Here is a 20,354-nt window from a genome sequence, read left to right on the forward strand (position 1 = left end):
CCAATATTTTGTGATATTTATAATGATTATTGTTTTGTGAAACAGAGTATTTTATGTTGGATTGGATATGCTAAACGAGAGGTGGTAAGTATGCAAGACAAAGATAAAAAATCAACTAAAAAGTCTCAAATGCGCTCAAAACAGGACTTGCACGGCAGCTATACGGGGGTGCCAATGGGTGACGCCGACGAAATTATTCAGGATGCAGATGATTTGTGAATATCTGCAGCTGATTTAACATCTCAGCTGCATACAGTAGATAGGAAGAAGACGGAGGTTTTTATAGTGCAGTTTACGTTGTAAACTTCTTAAAAGGTGTATTTTTATCCGGCTCAAAAAATTGGAAGATTGCGTTGTTTATATGCGGTGCGGCCTTATTTAGCTCTGATTGACTTTCGATTGTCCAGCCGATGACGGGCAGGTTTTTGTTTGTTATTAGTTTTCGTGGGAGAGAATCATATAAATGCGCTATAAAGTGCGGGTTGGCTTTTTTAAACAGCCACATATTGCGTGTGGCCAAACGCACAAGCGGATTTTTGGGTCTATAAATATCAGTATTGGACCAGGTTGAAACAAGCAGCCCACGCATAATTTCGGGAGCGTTATTTTTGAACCATGCAATAATATTAGGGTCAAATGACTGAACGGCAAATTCGCCCTTATAGTCTTTTAGGATATCATATACTGTTTTGGCGACTTTATCGTTGTTGTAGCCTATACTTTTATAATCTGCCGGTTTAATTTCGACCAGAAGCGGCGCTTTGCCGTTTACAAGTTTTAATACTTCAGGCAGGCTGGGCGGGTGCTGGTCGGTTTTGCATAGAGATATATTTTTTAGGTCTTCTTTTTTGAGTTTTAAAATATCAAAATCCATACCCGTGAGCTTATGTGTGTCGAGCTGGTGGTGAAACACAACGGTTGAACCGTCGCTTATTACGTATACATCAAATTCTATGGCGTAGCCCTTTTCTATAGCAATTTCCATGGCTTTCAGCGACTGCTGGGGAATGGTATGGTTATCCCAAAACCCGCCCCTGTGAGCAATCGGAACATTCAGTATAAAACTGTTTTTTAAATCTTTCATTTGTTGTTATCCTTTTTATTATTGCAAAATTATAGCATAAAGTGTTGAAATTCAACCTCGCTCTAAAATATTCGTGCAAGAACAGTTTTCGCTTCAGTTGAATTATAACACAATCTTTTATCAGCTGCAATTAAAACAAAAAATATTTTGTTGTGTTGAAATCCTGCCTTATTCGCGTCCATCTTGCAAGCAAGTTTTCAGCTAACTTCATTGAATTATAACACAAGTGTTTTAGAAAACCAAGCGAACAGAGTGCTTTGCGGGAGGGAGCTTAGGCAGTATCTTTGACTATGAAAAACGGCGTCATTTTTTTGATTTGCTATTGACAAGCGGCGTAAACTGTAGTAAAATGTGAGTGTATAAAAATACGGAGGGTAGAATATGAAAAAGTTTTTGATATTTCTGGCGGTGTGTGTGGCCCTTGCAGCAGTAGGGTTCTCTATCTATTACTTTACCAAAGACAATGAAGTAATAAGACTAAACTACACTACAATACCGGTAAATAAAGGAGCTACAATAGAGGCCAAGGGGCTTTTGGAAATAGAAAACCCCAGTAGGTATACTACTATTAGTTATGGGTCAAATGACTCAGGGATATTGGAGTATAATTCGGCAAACGGTTTGTTTTTGGCCAAGGCCGGCGGAAAGACTAATATTGTTATTGAAACCAGAAACAACAGATATAAGAGAATGACCATTGAGGTTGTTGTCAGAGACGGAACTGAAGAGTTTCCTTATATTATATCTAATGAGGCTGACTTGCTCAGAGTGGGCAACAGCGCAGACTTTACTTTGGATAAGCACTATAAGGTAGACACCAACAACACGGCTAAGGAAATTGTTTTGACTGCAAAATGGATTCCCATCGGAATAGATAAGGAAACCGGCACTGAAACGGAGTTTACGGGTGTATTTGACGGAAACGGTCACAAAATTTCATATGTAAATGTTTCTGCATACACTCACGACGAAATTATAGCAGTTTGCAAAAAAGTGGATACAGGCACTGCCGGACCTACTGATGTTATTGAATATAGTGACGGCACATTTGATTATGTTTCAACCAACGCAAGCAATGCAATGAGGGAATATAACAATCTTCTGGCTACAAAAATCAAGAATGCAGGATTTATGTATGCTCTTGGCGAGACTGCTGTTGTGCACGACCTGATTTTGGATAGAGTTACATTATTTGGTGATTTTGACAAGGCGGGAGGTGTAGCTTCACAGAGTGCCGGCAAAATTATCAGTGTTGAAGTAAGAGGCGGCAAGCTTGATGGCAGCATAGCCACGGGTGGCTTTATTGACAGTATTAGGACAACGGCATATATCGGCGGAATTGTAGGCAGAAACGTAGGCAGTTCGCAAGGTTCTATGGCTATTATTGACAGATGTGCTGCAATAATCGCTATCGGACATATAGCCGACCAGGTTGTGGGCGGAGTAACAGGGCGCAACGAAATGGGACTTGTAACCGAAAGCTACTTTAGAGGCGTGTTGTCACAGGATACTGTTACCAAAACCTTTGGCGGTATTATAGGTGAAAACTACGGATATACAAATGCTTTGGGCACAAAGGTTTATTATGCAAACGCAAGAGACAGTTTTGCTCTTATATATATAGTTTCAACGTCGTCCACTTTCGGATCGCATGATACAAGCAAAATTGCCGGAGCTATCGGAAAAAACGTAGCAGATACAACCAAAAGTAACAACATATTCGGGTTGCACTTTGCTCTTGTATATGTAACAGATGGCGGAGACCCGCTTAACAGCATACTCGTAGGCGGATTTAAAATAGGTCTTGACACAATAAAAGAAGCAACGGGTGCACAGCCCGATGTGGATGCGGGCAACGGCGGATTTAACAACGCAAGCGAAATGTCTAACCAGACCAAATATATTTCAAGATCGACCAGAAATGGCTGGAATTTTGTGGAAGTATGGCAGCTTGACAGCGGAAACTCAAATCTTACATTTCCTGTTTTGAGAAAAGGTGCAATAGGTTCCAACTTTGACAAAGACCCCAATGAGGGCGGAGGAGAAATTGAGCCTCCAGAGCCTCCTGCGTTCAACTATCAAATAAGCGACGCACAAGACCTGTATAACAAGCTTAGTGCTCCTGCAGGTACACTACATGACGGACAAGGTCCTGACGAGGTATATACTATTATTGCCGACCTTAATCTTAGCACAATCAATAGTAACAACGGATGGACGGTAATTGCACAGACCTTTACCGGTGGACTGTATGGTGCAGTGCCTGTATTGGGCGGAACCACCAGAGCAGCGGTTTTGACAGGGCTTAACATTAAAAAGACTGTTCCCGATGTTGGTGTGGGTATGTTTAGAGAATCTAACGGCGGAGTGTTCAGCAACCTTGTTATTGACGGCGTAACTATAACCGGTGTTTCTGACAGTAGTTATATTTCACGTGTAGGTGTTTTAGCCGGAAAAGCGAGCGGCACAGATGTGATATCCGTTGAGATTAAAAATGTTATATTAAGCATTGAAGGCTATGCCTTTGGCACCATGTTTGGAGAAACAACCGGCGGAGAAATCAAGAACAGCAAAGTGAGCAATATTGACGGCTCTATCGGAAACCAAATATATAATTATGCCGGCGGAATTGTGGGCCTGAACGGTGACAAGAATGCAGAAAAACAGGGCGCAGTAATCAACAATGTAATTATTGAAAGCGTTAAGCTTGTTGCTTACAGACTTGGCGGAGTTGCAGGATATAACTACAGACAGACCATAAGCAATGCAGATGTCAGCGGACTTGTATTGTTGCAATACAAAGACGGAGCAATCATTGCAGGTGACCCTAACAGATTTATCGGAATTATATCAGAAAATCAGGGACTTGACTTTTATAACGTGTTTGTGGGCGGAATTGTAGGACAGAACTATGGCATGGATGCAAAAATACTTAACTCATACGCTTCTTCAAACATACAAGTTTCAACTTTTACCAGCACAATCAACAGAGAGGTATATATTATTATCGGCGGTATAGCAGGTAAGAACGAAAAGGGAACAATCCAAGATGTTTATGTATACAGCACTCTGATTGAGACTCACGGAAACTCTGATGCTAGAATTGGCGGAATAGTGGGTGAGCACGATGGAATTGTTCACAACGCACTTGTAAACAATGACGTAAACATAAAGTCTTCAACCACATACGACAAGACAGGACACCGCTCTTTGGCTGGAGGTATAGCGGGAATAACATGGGGCGACACGCTTAAGACCGGCCTCATCAGAAATTCAGCAGTATATGCAGCAAACATTACGGGCTTCTATGCCGGCGGACTTGCGGGTATGTCTTATGGTAATATTGAGACTTCATATGTAGGTAGCACAAGCAACATAACCACAATCAAAGGCTTCTATGCCGGAGGTGTTGCCGGAGCAATCCTCGGAAACTATCAGATAGACAGCTCCGGAGTGGTTACTAAAAGATATGGCGGACAGGTATCGACAGTATATGCTCATGTTGAGCTTATAGCCGAGCTTTCTAAGACAGACGCTGCCGGTCAGGCAACGGTAGGCATAAATGACGGCTCTATGTTCCAAAACGGAATTGTTTGGGAAAACATAAAGAACCTCAACAAAGGAATTGCTGCTGGAATTTCTCCGTTCATAATGGGTGAAGCAAAAGTAAGCCAAGGGTATACAGTTGCATCGTTCAACTCGGGCGACAATGCAGGATACAGATTCCAGACAACCTTCAGTCAGTGTGCAGGAGACCTTACACTTCGAAGATATTGGACAGCCGGCACAATGGACAGAGTTATATATGTAAACGAACAAAGCGTAACCTTCCAGACTCCGCCTCAGTCAACTGAGCCTGGAATAAAGAAGACAGCCGCACAGCTTAAGACTGACTTCGGTACATTCGGCTGGACAGCTTCACATTGGGCAGCAGGTGCTGCAGGTGAATATCCGGTTATTAACGGACTTAACAATATCCTAAAAAATATCGTTAAAGTCGGAACCAACCCGATACTGGTATAAATAATAAAAAACACTTCAACTTGGTTGAGGTGTTTTTTTTGTTATTGCTTTTGTCAAAGCTTTCTCACAATGACGGCAGTGATTAGTTTTGTAACTATCTAAAGAATTTTGCTTTAAAACAAAAACTGCCAAATTGTTGGCAGTTTTTTTATTGTTTATTCGTTGTCCGCATTTTTAAGAGCAACTTCAAATTCATTTAGAATTGCAGTTCTAATTTCTTCTCTTGTCTCAGTGTTCAGCGGGTGAACAATGTCTTTGTATTCGCCGTCCGGAGTCTTTCTGCTAGGCATAGCAATAAAGTACCCCTGGCTTCCTTCGATGACTTTAATGTCATGAACTACAAAGCATTCGTCAATAGTGATAGATGCAACTGCCTTAAGCTTGCTGTCATCTTTTTTCACTACTCTTACACGCACATCAGAAATTTTCAAGTCTCATTTACCTTCCTTTTTGAAAATTACTATTTGTGGCCGCCGAAATTTGAAGTATCTCTTTTCCGCATCCTCATAGTTAGATATATTTTATTACATTTTAAACTTTTTAGCAACCGTTTTTTGTTATATTTTTCCAATTTGGGCTAAAGGCAGGAGTTTTTGAGATGAAAATCGCTTAAAAATAGGTACATAAGTGAAATGAATAGCATTTTGGGGTAGTATTTGCTATAATATTAGCATGAAAAAAGTAGAAAATAAAAATTATGAAAGTGTAATTCCGACGGCAACAACCACACTGTATCCCTTAATGTTTACGGATATTCCTTTTGCCAGGGAGACTTTTGAATTTTTACAAAGCAAACAAAAAGTGGAATATTTGCCGGATAAAATCTTGGCAGTTGAGTTGGAGGCCAGACATAAGTTGATTGACAAATTGCTTATCAAGGAAAACATAACTCAGGTGCTTGAACTTGCCAGCGGTTTTTCATCGCGCGGAATTGAATTTTGCAAGAATGAAAAAGCAAAATATATTGAGATTGATTTGCCACAGGTTATAACACTTAGAAAAGAATGTTTTAAAAACTTTTTGCCTGAAAATTTAAAAATATTGAATGGTAATGCTTTAAATAATTATAATTTTTGTGAAAAATATTTTGCTAAAAATCAAAAAGTCGCCATAATACATCAGGGGCTCTTGAGATATCTCACATTTGAAGAAAAGGCCATTATTGCTGAAAATGTTAAGAATATTCTACAAAAGTTTGGGGGAGTTTGGATAACTTGTGATTTTACGCCTGCAAAGTTTATTCAAAGCCAGAACCAAAACTTAAAAGGGCTTAACGAGGGATTGAGTGCGCTGACCGATAGAAACAATCTGCCGCGCTTTAAGAACTTGGAGCACGTGAAGGAATGGCTTGGTGAGAGGGGTTTTTATGTTGAGGTTCATGAATTTGCCGAAGCTGAGCCGCTTTTGACTTCACCTCAAATTTTAAATATTACAAAACAAAAGACAAAAAAATTATTAGAGCACGCAATAGTGTGTGTGATTAGATTAAAATAGTAAAAGAAGTGCTTGGGTGATTCTTTTTCTCACTTTTTGGGCATTTGCCTCATATAAAATAGTATGATAGCAAAGGATAAAAAAAATAAAGTACTGTTTTTTGTCGGCATCGGCGGGGTGAGTATGAGTGCTCTGGCGGGGCTTGCGATGCGTGAGGGCTGCGCGGTTTTTGGCAGCGACATAACAAGAAATCAATTTTGCGCTGAGCTTGAAAAGCTTGGTGTCAGAATATTTTATGGGCACAGCAAAAATAATTTGAAAGTCAACCCAGATATGGTGATTTATAGTGCCGCCATAAAAGAAGATAATATAGAGCTAAAAACCGCCAGAGAGAGTGGTATTCTCACGATTGCACGCTCACGGTTTTTGGGGGAGATTTCAAAAAATTATCAGAAAGTGATTGCTGTCAGCGGCATGCACGGCAAAACCACAACCACCGCTATGATAGCGGCAATTTTAATGAAGTTTGACACTCCGACGGTACATATCGGAGGGGATTTCGGAGCTCTGGGCGGAAACCTCAAAATAGGCGACAAACAATATTTTGTTACCGAAGCGTGCGAATATGCTGACAGTTTTTTGGCTTTGTACCCTACACATGCGGTGATTACCAATATTGAAAAAGAGCATATGGATTACTTCAGGTCGTTATCCCACATAAAAAAATCCTTCAGTACATTTGCAAATAAGGCAGGGGTTTGTTATATTAATCACAAATATTCAGATTTGATTATATCCGGCAACAAAAAAACCTTTGGTATAGACTGCGGTGACTTAATGGCAAGGAATGTAAAACAAAACCAAGGGCGCTATAGTTTTGGTGTTTTTAAAGGCAACCAAAATCTTGGGCAAATACATTTGAGGTGTGCCGGCAGGTATAATGTGCTGAACGCTCTTGCGGCAAGCTTTGTGTGTTTGGATTTGGGTGTGCCGATGAGCATAATTTCAAAAGCACTGTTTGAGTTTGAAAACGTTAAACGCCGATTTGAGAAAGTGGGTGAGGCCGTGGGAAATATAATTATCCATGATTATGCCCATCACCCCACGGAGATAAAAAACGCAATAAAGACAACCAAAGAAACATATAATTTGCCCATCATATGCGTGTTTCAGCCGCATACCTACAGCCGCACCAAAACATTGTTTAAGAGTTTTTTAAAATGCTTTGATGAGGTTCAGGATTTATATATTATAGATACATATTCCGCACGCGAGCAATATGATTATGAGGGCAGTGCCGAAAAACTGTGTCTTTCACTGAAACGAACTGTAAATTGTTATAAAATTTACGGCCCGTTTATTATGGATAAATTTGACAGTAAAAAAATATTGAAAAAATATAGCGGCTGCGTAGTTTTGTTTTTGGGTGCAGGGGATATTGAAACTCTGGCACATGAGGCGGCGGATAAATAAAAAACCACTTAAAAGTGGTTTTCTAATATATCATTAAGAGTATGTGCGGCAGGTTCATCAATCTGTGTTTGTACCTGCTGAAATTTTTTGTTGCTTGCCTGATAAGTGTTTTTGTCGATATAAGTTCCTTCTATTGAGCTTAGGTAATTATACCATTCTTCCAGAGTATCATCTTCTTCACCCGAAAGATGCGGATGAGCATCGCCGCATAGCTTAATTTCAAATGGCTTATTATTTTTTAGGCACTGTCGTATAATATGTTCGGTAGCACCGCAAGGCTGTTGGGCAACAATCAAGTCATAACTGCTTATATCTGTTCCTATGCTGTCGGGTGAAAACTCATCACATCTGAAATAGTCTTTTGTGACAATAAAGCCTTTTTTGGCAGCACGATTTTCATCTATCAAAATCTGTGGGTCCATACTTGTTACATAGTAGCCCTTTTTCACCAGAGTTTTAGACAACAAGCATTGTTTTCCCGCGCCGATTTCAAGCACTCTTAAAAACCTCTCGGCAGGATATTTGGATGCTATATCATCAGCAAATGTTGTATGACGAGACGGCACAAGCTTGCCAAAAGCAAAAAAGTCATAAAGCAATTCACTCGGCACATCTAATTCTCCGCTTTTGATGGCTTCAAAATCCTCTATGAGCACTTGTATTTCGGTTTCGCTTAGCTGCCTCGGATTTATATTTATGTAAGCGTTTAATATGTCGGCAAGTGTAAATTCTTCTTCAATATCTCTTTCTTCCATATTTTTATTATATCACAGAATGTAACAAAAAGGAAGAGGGAAAAATGGGGGCGGCTATCAACTCAACTGTGGACAACCCGATTTGAAAAAATTGGGTTGTTTTTTATTTTTTATGAATTTAGGGCTTGACAAGAGCGAGCGAGGTATAATGTAATTGTCCACATTATCAGCAAATGCTGTGGATAGAGGAGGAAATTATGGAAAACAAGAGAATTCATTTTACTTCAATGGATTTAAAAAAATATACCGACATGGATATGGATTTTAGGGTAATACAAAAACCCGCCGAGGCTTTGCCTTATTTTACGGATTTGAACAAAGTTGTTGCCACAAAGGACTGTAAAATTTCGGCGAGGCGTGCGGTGGAAGGTGAAAAGGTTACGACGGGGCCCATCGTTGAAATAGGCGGCAAAAAATACAGGTTTGTTGAGGCTGAAAAGGTTATCACAAAAGAGATGGCAGATGCCGGAGCTATGATAATAACCAATCCTGACGGAGAGCAGTATTTTAACAAAACTAAGGCGGATTTTGAAAAGAGATACGGAGAAATAAAGGCAGGAGGCAAGCAAGCTGAATATCAGACTTGCGGCGATCCTCAGTCTTTTTATACGGCAACCGAAAATGTGTTTATTATGAAATCCGAATGGGGCGAGGGTGCCTTTCAGGTTGTGCCTGCCGGCTCAAAGGTTAATGTTACTGAACCGGACAACCCTTATAGCGTAACTAATTCTGCTTTTGACGCAACGTATAAGGTTAATCCGGTGCAAGGAACGGGTCAGAATTTTTAAATTAGTAATTTAGGCTCGCGTTTTCGCGGGCTTATTTAACTTTGCTTAAAAATTGTCCGGCATCGCAGTGCATAAAATGGCGGGGCACCCCGCTTTGGGGAGGGTTATATGGGTGAATACTATTTTTCGGGGGTGGGCTTTTATGACCTGCAGGAGAGCAGAAAGAAAAATCAGGAGTATGCTTTAAGACAGCAGGAGTTTAATAAGCAGGCAGGCCGCATAAAGTCATTTGAAAACAAAAAAGACAGGACGGCTTTTTTGAAGCAGCAATTTTTAGAGAAAGATGAGTTTATTAATACTGCCACTAACAGTCAGTTGATGCGGATATTTGTCGCTTTCAGGGATTTGGGCAACTTTGATGAAATGGTTGCTTTTTATGACAAATGCACCAATGAGACTTTTAAAAACTCGCTTATGGTAAACGAACTGCTGATGGTGGGATATAATAAATCCGGGGTTCCCGCACCTGACAAAACTATTGAACTTGCAAACAAATTGATTAAAGAAAACCGCGTGAGCGGGGATGTTTACGGGGCTTTGGGAAAAGCCTATAAAATCAAGTCTAATCAGGCAGCCTCTCAGCAAGAGAGTATTATGTATCTGCAAAAATCGGCTGACGCATATGAAGCGGGCTTTGCTAAGTTTGCTGAGTTTTATCCGGGTATTAATGCATAATACCGAAACGTGGAGCTGGCTTTAAAAAAAGAAATGCTGACCGGCCGGATTGAAGCCGGACAAGCCAATAAAGATAGGGCCAAACAATTGGCGGAACTGACTTATCTGGCATGTCTTAAAGAGGGTGCCGAGGGAACAAAGGATTATTGGTGTGTAGCAACCAAGCTGGAGGCTGCCTTTATTGCGGGCGTGCCTCCAGACCAGATTATAGACAGCTTGGACGCAATTCTTAAAATGAATGTCCCCGATTGGCAGATACAAACAACGAGAGATTCTATTTTGGGTGTTGCCGGTTATAATAACCCGGAAACAGTAAACATTATTGTTGAAAAACTAAATGAAAAAATAGAAAATGTAGTTCAAAATCAAGTTGCTTCTGAAAAAAATCAAACTAATAACTCGGCAGGCTTTAAAAAAGCTGAGATGCTCAAAACATGGAGCTATAACTACAGAGGTTTTGCTTCCAACTTTGAAGGAGCTAATTATATAGGCGGAAACACTAAGTTTGGCGGACAGTTGCCGGACCATTCGATTTCACGAAAAGATATTGAAATATTTGACGGTCTTTTGGGCAAACCCATAGAGCAGCTCTTTCCTGAAGGAAAGGTACCTGACAAACTGAAAGAATATGGTTGTCTTAAAGATATTAATAATGCAGAAGAATTTTTAGATGCAACAAATTCTTTTATAAGGTTTCACTTTGGAACGGAAAACTTTGCCGGCACAGGTCTTAATCTTGAAAATAACGCCGAACATAAAGATGCCGACGGTACAAGCGCTTATGACAGAACGGTGAAATCACTGTTTTATGTTGCCGGCAAAGAAAACAATAAAGAGGCAGATTCGCGCACAAGTATTTCGGCTATGTTTGCGTTGGGTCTGGGGGACTGCCGTCACCATGCGCAGGTAAAGCAGCTTATGTTTGACAGGTGGCAGGGCGAGCAGATGAACGGATTTCTTATGGATGCTTATGAAGCTTCAAATAAAGGGGATACGGCGGCGTATAACAGCGCGGTGGAGAAGTTTTATGATACATGCTATACGGAGTTGCGCACAATTGATGTATGTATCTGCGCACCTGTAGAAATTGATAAGATATATGAGCCCAACAAAACAAGCGACGGAAAGTATATAAAAGGCAGTTCTGGTTGTCAGTTGGAAGATCATACCATGAATATTCTCATAAAAACAAACAGGGAAGGAGAGCTAAACGACTGTAAGATTGTTGACAGTTTTTATCACAACAATTATGATTGGGCAAATCATGATGTGGGCATCGGCGGAGTTAATATAAAGACAATAAAAGAAAAACAATGGGACGGCACCTTTGCCGAAAGACAGGTATTTGAAATTGATGCCGGTAACTTAGACGGTAGCAAGGTTGATACAGATGAGAGTCTGCCGATAAAGATAATTCCTACCGTATACGGCAAGGGACAGCGTGAAGAACAAAGCCCGGATACGGGCGACCATCTGACTATTCTGGGCACTCCCACCAAGATAGACAGTGTTGAAGATATAACAAACATTTTGCAGAACCGTGAGGATATGGAGAATATTTTGAACAGGTTTAGAAGTTTTCATATGCAGCAGCTGCAGACTGCCGACGGCCCGTCGCAGCAGATGATATAAATAAAAAATCCCCGCGCTTTACGTGAGGATTTTTTTAATTACATTTTGTATTTTTTCTGGAACTTTTCTACACGGCCGCTGGTGTCGACTATCTTTTGTTTGCCGGTATAAAACGGGTGGCATTTGTTGCAAATTTCCACCTTTATAACTTCTCCCGCTTTGGTTGAACGGGTTTTAAATTTTTCGCCGCAAGCGCAGATAACTTCAACTTCATGATAATCCGGATGTAAATCTTTTTTCATAGTCCTTCACCTCTATCTAAAATTTGTTTTACAAGTATACTATATAGTTTTGCTTTCGTCAACCCTTTTTGAGAGTTTTGCCATATATTTAGGCCCTAAAGCTCACTGCATTAAAGAAAGAGCCTTTTTCTTATGTAAATTACTTGACAAAATCCGACAATTTTATTAACATTATGTCGACTCTCTCAAAAGGAGGCTTGGAGTATGAGCAAGACATGGCGGAGTATTTTATATGCCATGGGCTCTCTTTCAGCCCTTTGTATTTTTATAGCGATTATGATTACGGTTGTTCCTCAAAACGAGGAACGTTTTTTGATTTTTTCAACCAATAAAATAGAAATTAACATAAACAGTGAGGTTGACCTGAAAAACATAAAAATTCAAACTAATCTGCCGCATAACGCAATAGAATTCAGCTCAGAAGATGAAAGCATTTTTATGATTGAAAACAACAAAATCAAACCCGTGGGAATTGGCAGCGGCAAGCTTTTAGCTCAAGCGTCTGTGGGAGATAAGGTCTATCATAATTCTGTTTTGGTCGAAGTAAAGTCGCTGCCGGCAGACGACGATGACATAGATTTTGGCGTACAGTTGTGTTATAAGGGTTCGGTCTATGATTTTGCCGGATTTAATCAGGACATAAATTTATATTTGCCGGGCGGAACTTCTGCGGAGCATCAGGCAGCTGAGGCAGCAGGTTTTTTCAGGAGTTTTTATTTTGATATGCCGTCTGGTGTTGATGTTTCGGCTGACGGCCTGTGTGTAAGTGTCACAGAAAATATTGTTACTGCTTCAGGTGTAGGAAACTGTCTTATAAAGGTTACCAACAAAAACATAGGAAAGTTCAAAACCGTAAAGGTTTTTGTTTCAGGAATTCCGCTGACGGATGTTGTGCTTAGCTGCGATAGCAGCCTGACGCTTGAAGTAGGACAGTCAATGACATTGCCTGCCGTTCAGTTTACTCCGAGCTTTGCAAGTGATTTTTATAAAACTTCTTCGTTTGATATAAAAAATTCTAACATTGTATATTTTGATACAGACCGCTTTGTTGCCAAGAGTGTAGGGCAGACTCAAATAGTTTTTAAGTACGGCGAAATCGAAAAGACCGTTCAGATAGTGGTGATGCCCAAAGCACAAGAGATTGTTGCTGAATTTTTAATGATTGACCATCTGGGCAGAGCGACAATACGGGTTCAGTTATTTTTAAACGGTGCTCTTGTCGGAATATCGTCCGGCGCTGTAAGCACAAAATTTATAATAGACGGCACGGAGTATGATACTCTGAATTATATGAGCTGCGGGCAAGACCTGAGTGCTTCAATGGTGTATGACTATGTATATAAAGTGAGCGGAGCGCTGCCTAATGAGTTTGCCGTCAAGTTTTATTTGACAAGCAATCCCGAAATATTTGAGATTGTTTATATTGTGATAAGCTGATGCTTCATGTGTATAATCATGAAGTTATTTGTCGTTTTTGAGTAAACCTGTTTAATCGGTTGCCACGTCAGATAAAACCTAGTATAATTAGCATAGAGAATGATAGAAAATTATATTACATTGACTTTTGTGGAGTGAAATATGGGTATTTTTGATGAAGAAATTTTTTATAACAGAGACGATTATGATGAGCTTGATTTTGCAGAACATAGGGATTTGTTTTTGCGTCTGCGAAGCTGGGTGGTTGATGCCGACAAGCCTACGAGATATAACAGAGACAAATATCGCAAGCTTGTTACTAAAAAAATTGAAGAAATAGCAGGCTACGCCTGCATGGGGCATATTCCGGCACAGGATTATATGGGGTATATTTATAAGCGGGGCTTTGGCGACTTTTTTCCGATAAACTATAAGCGAGCGCTTGAGTGGAACATAATGGCTGCCAGAAACAGCAGCAAGCTCGCTCCGCAAAAAATGAAAGCGTTTTTAAATCCTGCTATAGATAAAATTTTTGAGAGCCCAAGATTTGGTCAGGTTGTAAAGGCCAACGGGCTTAATTTACGCAACTATTATTGGTTTTTAAGTCAGTATATTTGCGACATTCTATATGATGAGATGAAGCTAAATCCACCGGATATGGCAAAGAAAGAACTCATTGAAGAAGATTTGAACGAAACAGGAACAATTATATCCTTGGACCGTATGAGAGACAGAAGCGTTGACAAGGCGCTGGAGCGGCTCATCAAGGAGCTTCCTGCAGATATTAAGGATGACGGCGATATAATCGTGTCGGCGGATGACCTAAAAGACCCCGATGAAATTGATATAGAAATTGATACAAGTAAAATATAACATAACCTTTTATCAACTGCAATTAAAACAAAAAATATTTGAATGTAAAAGTTATGTTTAGGCATAACTTTCTTTTTTGCATGCAAACTAACACTATGAAAAAAGTGTCAGGAATTGTCCGCAAGCTTGACGAGCTGGGGCGAATAGTTGTACCAAAAGAAATAAGGCGCACGCTTAACCTTAGGGAGGGGAGCGATATTGAAATCATTCTGTCTGATGAGGAACTGATTTTGCGCAAGTTTTCAAGAATTTTTAATATCAAAAGCCAAGGCGAGCAAATTTTGGAAAGTCTTTATGAAATTGTGCAGTGTCCATGTATTATGACGGATAACGAAAGAGTAATTCTCGCCAAGGGTGCCGGTAAAAAAGACATGCTCGAACAAAAACTCACCAAAGAATTTTGTGACATAACAGTTGCCGGAGAGTATAAGGATATACAAATTATTTCCGGCAGAAATATAGACGGATTTGTCGCTCCTGTTTTTTCGCAGGGGTTTTGGTGCGGTAGCATCGCTGTGCTGGGGGATGTTGGGGGCAAGGCTGAAGTAATCAATTTTGCTGCAAATTATCTGTCTGGGCTTTTGGTGTAGCCTATGAAGAAGCAATCGTTTGTGCTGGGAGCGCTTATCTTAAGTGTGAGCGGAGTTATCTGCAAAATTTTGGGCGCTTTTTATAAAATTCCGCTTACCAACATTTTGGGAACCGGCGGGATAGGCATCTATTATATGGTTTTTCCTGTTTTTGCGCTTATTCTGAGTCTTACTTCAACCAGCATGCCCGCTGCAATTTCAAGACTTATAAGCCGCGAAATTGCTGTTGGCAATCCTTCAGGGGCGCGGCGTATTTTTAGGGGCGCACTGCTTATGCTCATGATTTTGAGCGGAGCATTTGCTTTGGTTTTGATGCTTCTTTCAGGTGTTTTATCTAGGCTTCAAGGTGCTCCGGATATTGCCTCAGGATATCTTGTTGTGGCCCCTGCAATATTTGTTGTGGGGGTGCTTTCGGCAATAAGAGGCTGGTTTCAGGGCCATATGGATATGGTACCAACGGGCGTTTCGCAAATTATTGAACAAATCTTTAAACTGTTTCTGGGTTTATTTCTTGCCGTAAAGCTTATGCCCCAAGGCTTAATTTACGGTGCCGTAGGAGCACTGCTAGGCATTACGCTCAGCGAGGTTTTTGCGCTGCTTTATATAATAATCCATTATTTGTTCACTAAAGAAAATATACCTGTGTCACGCTCTGATAAAGCTCCGATAAGAGAGACTATAAGAGAGGTTTTTCTGGCGTCAGTTCCGTTTGTGCTGGGCTCGTCCATCTTTCCGCTGTCGCTTATGCTGGATAGTTTTTTGATAGTTAATCTTCTTGAACGCATCGGACTTTCAAACAGTTTGGCGGTGAGTCTGCTTGGCATAAACAGCGGAATTATCAGCACCATGATATCTTTGCCTACTATCATTTCGCTCTCGCTATCGTTTGCTATCATTCCGACTCTTGCGCGCAACAAAACCCAAGAGGATAGCACTAAAAAAGTTTCGCTTGCAATTAAGCTTAATTTGTTTTTACTTTTTCCGTGTGCACTTGTATATTTATTTTTTGCTCCTCAAATTTTGGGGCTACTGTTTGGCGCGGTTGAAGGGCTGAATATAGCTGCCGTACTTTTGCAGGTGTCGGCGGTAAGCGTGCTGTTTCTGGGTTTTTTGCAGCTTGTCACGGCAATCCTTCAGGGTATGGGAAAACCCTATGTGCCCGTCATAAGTTTGGGTATTGCAATCGTGGTTAAGATTATTTTGGAGGTGATTTTGCTGGGCATACCCGGAGTCAATATTCTGGGTGCAGTGATTTCTAATATGGCGTGCTTCTTTGTGGGGCTTGTGATAAATCTAATATATTTAAGAAAGCTCGTAAGGTTTAGGGTAGGGGGTCTGACTCCAATGGTGCTTTCAAGCCTTGGGCTTTTGAGTGCATGCTTTTTAGGCCTGCGGCTGTTTGACTTTTTGGGCGGCACCGGTTTAGTTTTGTCGTTTTTACTTGGTGCGACAGTTTTTGTGGGCCTTGTAATTTTGGGCGGAACTTTCAGCAAGCAGGAGTTGGGTTTTTTAATAAAGAAAAAACAGAATATCACTCAGAGTTCGGATGGAGTAGAGCTGCCGCCGGAATGAAATGTAACAAAGCATCTGAAAATAATCGGATTTTTTGAATAAAACTTTTTGCTTGGGTAATAATTGAGGCAACAAGGAGAAACATAAATATGAACAAAAAAGAATTGGTAAAATCGGCCAGCGCCAAATCGAAGCTTACTCAAAAAGAAACGCTTAATTGTCTCAATGCCATAACTGAGATTATTTATGATACGCTGAAACGCGGCGAGGCGGTAAGGCTTTTAGGGTTTGGTAAGTTTGAGGTAAGAGGCCGTGCTGAGCGGGTGAGCGTCAATCCGGTCACCAAACAGAAGATGATAATCCCTCACAAGCTTGTTCCGTCGTTTAAAACAGGCAAGGCCTTTAAAAGCGCAATAAGATAACAAAAAAGACTGACCGTTCGGTCGGTCTTTTTTGATGCGGATATTTATTAGGTTTCGTTCGGCTTTATTCCGGTCATTTTGGTTACCCAATAAGACAGCACTTCAGAGTGGTTCATCTCGTCGCTTATTATCTCCTCGACTTGTGCTATAAATTCTTTTGGAGCATTGTTACGTTTTGCTTCGTCAATCAGAAGGTAATAGCCTTCAATTGCTTCCTGTTCGCTTTTGTTGTTTTTGGCAATCTCACTTGCCATTTGTTCAATTGTCATAAAATCACCTCTTTTTTGCGTAGTATCTTTGGCATGCGGTTAAGTCTGTGCCTGCAGCTTCAGTGCCCCTTGCGCGCTGTTTTGTGAAAGTAATATATGCCGGTTGTTAAAAAAATGTGAAATGCACATACTAAACCCTGAAATTTGTCGCAAAATCATTTATTTTGATATACAACTTTGTTTAAATCTGATAGAATAGCACAAAAGGTAACCAATTAATTTATGGAAATATTTTTTGGGATAGTAACTTTTTTGGTGGGGCTCGGAGTTATGCTGTTTGGCGTAAAAATGACCAGCGAGGCCCTGGAGCGCACCACCGGAAGCAAGTTTAGAAATGTAATAACAAAAGCCACAAGAAATCCTTTTGGTGCGGCCGGTATTGGATTGGGTTTTACCACCATTCTTCAGAGTTCTACTGCCTCTATGGGGCTGTTTGCGGCGCTTTGCAACGCAGGCGTAATAACTCTTATTCAGGCTGTCGGAATTGTGTTTGGCGTCAATGTGGGTGCAGCCGTTGTGCACGGACTTATTGTTATAGGGTCATTAAAAGTTTTGAAGGTTTTAAGCCTTGTTATAATTGTAGGAATGTTTGTGCTTTTATTTTCAAAGTCTATCAAGGTTAAAAACTTTGCTAGGCTGTTTGTCTTTATAGGATTGTTGTTTTTGGGTATTACCATAATGTCTGACGGTATGGGCATGCTTAATGATTTGCACTTGTTTGACGGATTTGCTAATTTTATCAGCCATCCTATACTAATATTTCTAACATTTACAGTTCTTACCTGCCTGCTTCAAACCTCGCTTGGAGCCTTTGCTGTGCTCATAAGCTTTTTGACAGCGGGCATTATATCGGTTGATTTGGCACTTTGGGGTGCAATCGGTCTTAACATAGGTACTGCTTTGTCATCAATGCTGGTAACGCTGGGCGGAACACTTACTGCAAAGAGAATGGGTATGGTGCATGTGCTGTTTAATGTTGTAGGCGCTGTAGTCTTTAGCATAATGCTTGCGTGCGTGCCGCTTTTGGGGACATATATGGAGCAGTGGGTAGGTTCGGCTATGTTTGCGGTGTTGCTGTTTGATATAATATTTAATATTGTTATAGCCCTTACGCTTATTCCTTTAAGAAAACATGTTACAAATTTGGCAGCGGCTGTGTTTAAGGAGAAGCAGAGAAGGCATCATCAAAGTGCACTTCCTGCTGTTGCCGAAATTACTGCAGCAACGGCGGTGCCGGTTATGCTAAATAGCCTGATAGATATCTATACCAAACTCAGCGGGCACTTCTTTAAGAGTGTGGAGTGTGCCTTCAGCGATGATGAAGAAGAAAAGAAGTTTATTGAAGATGATGTTGCAAAAATAAACAGTTACACCTTTGAAATAGAAAAGACAATAATGAATGTGTCCTCCGGCGTAAGTGAAGGGGATCAGGCCAAACTTTCAAAGATTTTAGATATTGTTCATAAAAACCGAACCATTATCAGAAAGATACAAAAGATAATATTTTTTAGCCTTAGAGCAGAAAATCATAAAAAACATTTTACACGGGCGCAAGAAAAGAGTATAAAAGAAATGACCGACAAAGTGCTTCTTATAAGTGTAGCTTCGCTTACGGCTCTGCGTATGTTTGACAGCACGGCCGAATTTGACCGAAATGCTTTGATGGTAAGGGTGCTGGAGCTTGACAGCGATGTTGATAAAATTAAGGCGCAGACCAGAGAGGCGGCAACAGCTGCTCTTAAAAATAAAACTGAGAACGCCGAAAACTTTACTATACACAACAGCATGATAAACGCTATAGATGACATCAGTGAAACGTTTGCGACAATTGCTATGATAGCGTCTTAAAAAGTATACAAAAACATAAGTTTTGTAGATATAATGATATAAAAGAAGAAGGAGAAAAAATATGAAAACAACCATAAAAGATATCAATGTAAAAGGTAAGACAATACTTTTAAGAGTGGACTTTAATGTTCCGCAGGACGAAAAAGGACAGATTATTGACGACAACCGCATAATGGAGAGTCTTGCTACAATAAACTATCTGACCGAACAGGGGGCAAAGGTTATTGCCTGCTCGCATCTCGGGCGCCCCAACGGAATTGACCCCAAGCTTACGCTCAGACCTGTGGCCGAGAGATTATCTCAGTTGATTAAGGCACCTGTAGTTTTTGCAACCGACACAGTTGGCAAGGATGCTAAAGAAAAGGCCAAGGCCTTAAAAAGCGGCGAAGTATTGTTGCTTGAAAACCTGAGGTTTAACCCGGGCGAAGACAAAAATGACCCCAAGTTTGCCAAGGAATTGTCGCTGCTTGCTGACATTTATGTAAACGACGCATTCGGAACAGCACACAGAGAGCATGCCTCAACCTATGGTGTAGCAAATCTTCTGCCAAACGCTGTAGGCTTTTTGATGGGCAAAGAAATAAAAGTAATCAACAGTATTCTGAGTGAACCCAAACGCCCCTTTGTAGCTATTTTGGGTGGGTCTAAAATAAAGGATAAAATTCAGGTTATTGAAAATCTTTTGAGAGTGGTCGACACACTTATTATTGGCGGAGGAATGGCTTATACTTTTATTAAGGCTCAGGGCGGCAGCATCGGAAAGTCGCTTTTAGACGGAACTAATATTGATTTTGCAAAACGTATGCTTGATGAAGCAAAGAAGAAAGGCGTAAAGGTACTTCTGCCATATGACACTATTGCAGCAAAAGAATTCAGCAACTCAGCTAAGCGCAAAAAGTTTTTGACAGCTGCTATACCTGACGACTATCAAGGGCTGGATATCGGACCTAAAACAACAAAAATGTTTATTAAAGAAATTAAGGGCGCTGGAACCATTATATGGAACGGACCCGTTGGGGTTTATGAATTTAGCAACTTTGCAAATGGTACTTTAAAAGTGGCCAAAGCTGTAAGCAAATGCAATGGGTTTACCTTTATTGGTGGCGGCGACAGTGCTGCGGCTGTTATAAGGCTCGGGTATGCTAAGCGCATAGACCATATTTCAACAGGCGGCGGAGCAAGTCTTATGATGCTTGAGGGAAAGACCCTTCCGGGCGTGGACGTTATCAGAGACGTTGAGGACATGATCGTTCCTAAGAAGGCTGCCAAGAAAGCTCCGGCAAAAGCCGCAGCTAAGAAAGCAAAATAAGTGCGGCCG

General features: G+C 40.6%; 18 protein-coding genes. 13 read left to right on the forward strand and 5 right to left on the reverse strand.

All coding sequences use genetic code 11. The features are described from left to right. Positions 1–292: 292 nt before the first annotated feature. Positions 293–1,084, reverse strand: a complete 792-nt coding sequence (locus tag LBN07_00925; protein MDR0850031.1) for a hypothetical protein — start codon at positions 1,082–1,084, stop codon at positions 293–295. A gap of 381 nt (positions 1,085–1,465) precedes the next feature. Between LBN07_00925 and LBN07_00930 the strand changes: the two genes are divergently transcribed. Next, positions 1,466–5,107, forward strand: coding sequence for a hypothetical protein (locus LBN07_00930; GenBank protein MDR0850032.1), 3,642 nt, complete (start codon positions 1,466–1,468; stop codon positions 5,105–5,107). 155 nt (positions 5,108–5,262) lie between these two features. Here LBN07_00930 and spoVG read toward each other — a convergent pair whose 3' ends face one another. Beyond that, complete coding sequence (spoVG, locus tag LBN07_00935) at positions 5,263–5,538, reverse strand: septation regulator SpoVG (protein MDR0850033.1); 276 nt, start codon at positions 5,536–5,538, stop codon at positions 5,263–5,265. A gap of 241 nt (positions 5,539–5,779) precedes the next feature. Between spoVG and LBN07_00940 the strand changes: the two genes are divergently transcribed. Together LBN07_00940 and murC are read left to right on the forward strand one after the other, a co-directional pair. Continuing rightward, on the forward strand, positions 5,780–6,601 hold the full coding sequence (locus LBN07_00940) for a class I SAM-dependent methyltransferase (protein ID MDR0850034.1): 822 nt from the start codon (positions 5,780–5,782) through the stop codon (positions 6,599–6,601). A 63-nt stretch (positions 6,602–6,664) separates the two neighbouring features. After that, entirely contained in the window at positions 6,665–8,014 is a 1,350-nt protein-coding gene (gene murC, locus LBN07_00945; GenBank protein ID MDR0850035.1) for a UDP-N-acetylmuramate--L-alanine ligase, read from the forward strand. Between the two features lie 8 nt (positions 8,015–8,022). Here the strand turns inward: murC and LBN07_00950 are convergent, their stop codons facing one another. Further along, positions 8,023–8,769 carry a hypothetical protein gene (locus LBN07_00950; GenBank protein MDR0850036.1) on the reverse strand — a complete coding sequence of 249 codons (747 nt, stop codon included), beginning with the start codon at positions 8,767–8,769 and terminating at the stop codon, positions 8,023–8,025. Between the two features lie 197 nt (positions 8,770–8,966). Between LBN07_00950 and LBN07_00955 the strand changes: the two genes are divergently transcribed. From LBN07_00955 to LBN07_00965, 3 genes are all read left to right on the forward strand, one after another. Continuing rightward, positions 8,967–9,557: a hypothetical protein gene (locus LBN07_00955; protein MDR0850037.1), complete on the forward strand. Its 591-nt coding sequence runs from the start codon at positions 8,967–8,969 to the stop codon at positions 9,555–9,557. A 108-nt stretch (positions 9,558–9,665) separates the two neighbouring features. Continuing rightward, the gene (locus LBN07_00960) at positions 9,666–10,232 is read left to right on the forward strand and encodes a TRAFs-binding domain-containing protein (GenBank protein MDR0850038.1); all 567 of its coding nucleotides are present in this window, start codon (positions 9,666–9,668) and stop codon (positions 10,230–10,232) included. 9 nt (positions 10,233–10,241) lie between these two features. Next, entirely contained in the window at positions 10,242–11,864 is a 1,623-nt protein-coding gene (locus tag LBN07_00965) for a hypothetical protein (protein ID MDR0850039.1), read from the forward strand. Between the two features lie 38 nt (positions 11,865–11,902). On the opposite strand, the gene rpmE is transcribed toward LBN07_00965, so the two are convergent. Then, the gene (rpmE, locus tag LBN07_00970) at positions 11,903–12,106 is read right to left on the reverse strand and encodes a 50S ribosomal protein L31 (GenBank protein ID MDR0850040.1); all 204 of its coding nucleotides are present in this window, start codon (positions 12,104–12,106) and stop codon (positions 11,903–11,905) included. A 204-nt stretch (positions 12,107–12,310) separates the two neighbouring features. On the opposite strand from rpmE, the gene LBN07_00975 reads away from it, so the two are divergent. The 5 genes from LBN07_00975 (at position 12,311) to LBN07_00995 (ending at position 16,919) form a co-directional block, all read left to right on the forward strand. Further along, positions 12,311–13,543 (forward strand): hypothetical protein, encoded by a 1,233-nt coding sequence (locus LBN07_00975; protein ID MDR0850041.1) that lies wholly within the window; start codon positions 12,311–12,313, stop codon positions 13,541–13,543. A 141-nt stretch (positions 13,544–13,684) separates the two neighbouring features. Further along, complete coding sequence (locus LBN07_00980) at positions 13,685–14,395, forward strand: hypothetical protein (protein ID MDR0850042.1); 711 nt, start codon at positions 13,685–13,687, stop codon at positions 14,393–14,395. Positions 14,396–14,490: 95 nt separating this feature from the next. Next, a complete protein-coding gene (locus LBN07_00985; GenBank protein ID MDR0850043.1) occupies positions 14,491–14,985 on the forward strand; it encodes an AbrB/MazE/SpoVT family DNA-binding domain-containing protein in 495 nt (164 codons plus the stop codon). A 3-nt stretch (positions 14,986–14,988) separates the two neighbouring features. After that, positions 14,989–16,557 carry a polysaccharide biosynthesis protein gene (locus tag LBN07_00990; protein MDR0850044.1) on the forward strand — a complete coding sequence of 523 codons (1,569 nt, stop codon included), beginning with the start codon at positions 14,989–14,991 and terminating at the stop codon, positions 16,555–16,557. An 89-nt stretch (positions 16,558–16,646) separates the two neighbouring features. Continuing rightward, on the forward strand, positions 16,647–16,919 hold the full coding sequence (locus LBN07_00995) for an HU family DNA-binding protein (protein MDR0850045.1): 273 nt from the start codon (positions 16,647–16,649) through the stop codon (positions 16,917–16,919). 47 nt (positions 16,920–16,966) lie between these two features. On the opposite strand, the gene LBN07_01000 is transcribed toward LBN07_00995, so the two are convergent. Beyond that, positions 16,967–17,188: a hypothetical protein gene (locus LBN07_01000; protein ID MDR0850046.1), complete on the reverse strand. Its 222-nt coding sequence runs from the start codon at positions 17,186–17,188 to the stop codon at positions 16,967–16,969. 222 nt (positions 17,189–17,410) lie between these two features. Between LBN07_01000 and LBN07_01005 the strand changes: the two genes are divergently transcribed. Both LBN07_01005 and LBN07_01010 read left to right on the forward strand, forming a co-directional pair. Further along, complete coding sequence (locus tag LBN07_01005; protein ID MDR0850047.1) at positions 17,411–19,036, forward strand: Na/Pi symporter; 1,626 nt, start codon at positions 17,411–17,413, stop codon at positions 19,034–19,036. Between the two features lie 61 nt (positions 19,037–19,097). Next, positions 19,098–20,345: a phosphoglycerate kinase gene (locus LBN07_01010; protein ID MDR0850048.1), complete on the forward strand. Its 1,248-nt coding sequence runs from the start codon at positions 19,098–19,100 to the stop codon at positions 20,343–20,345. Positions 20,346–20,354: the final 9 nt, after the last annotated feature.

This window comes from Christensenellaceae bacterium (assembly GCA_031260975.1).
GTDB lineage: Bacteria > Bacillota > Clostridia > Christensenellales > UBA1242 > JAISKJ01.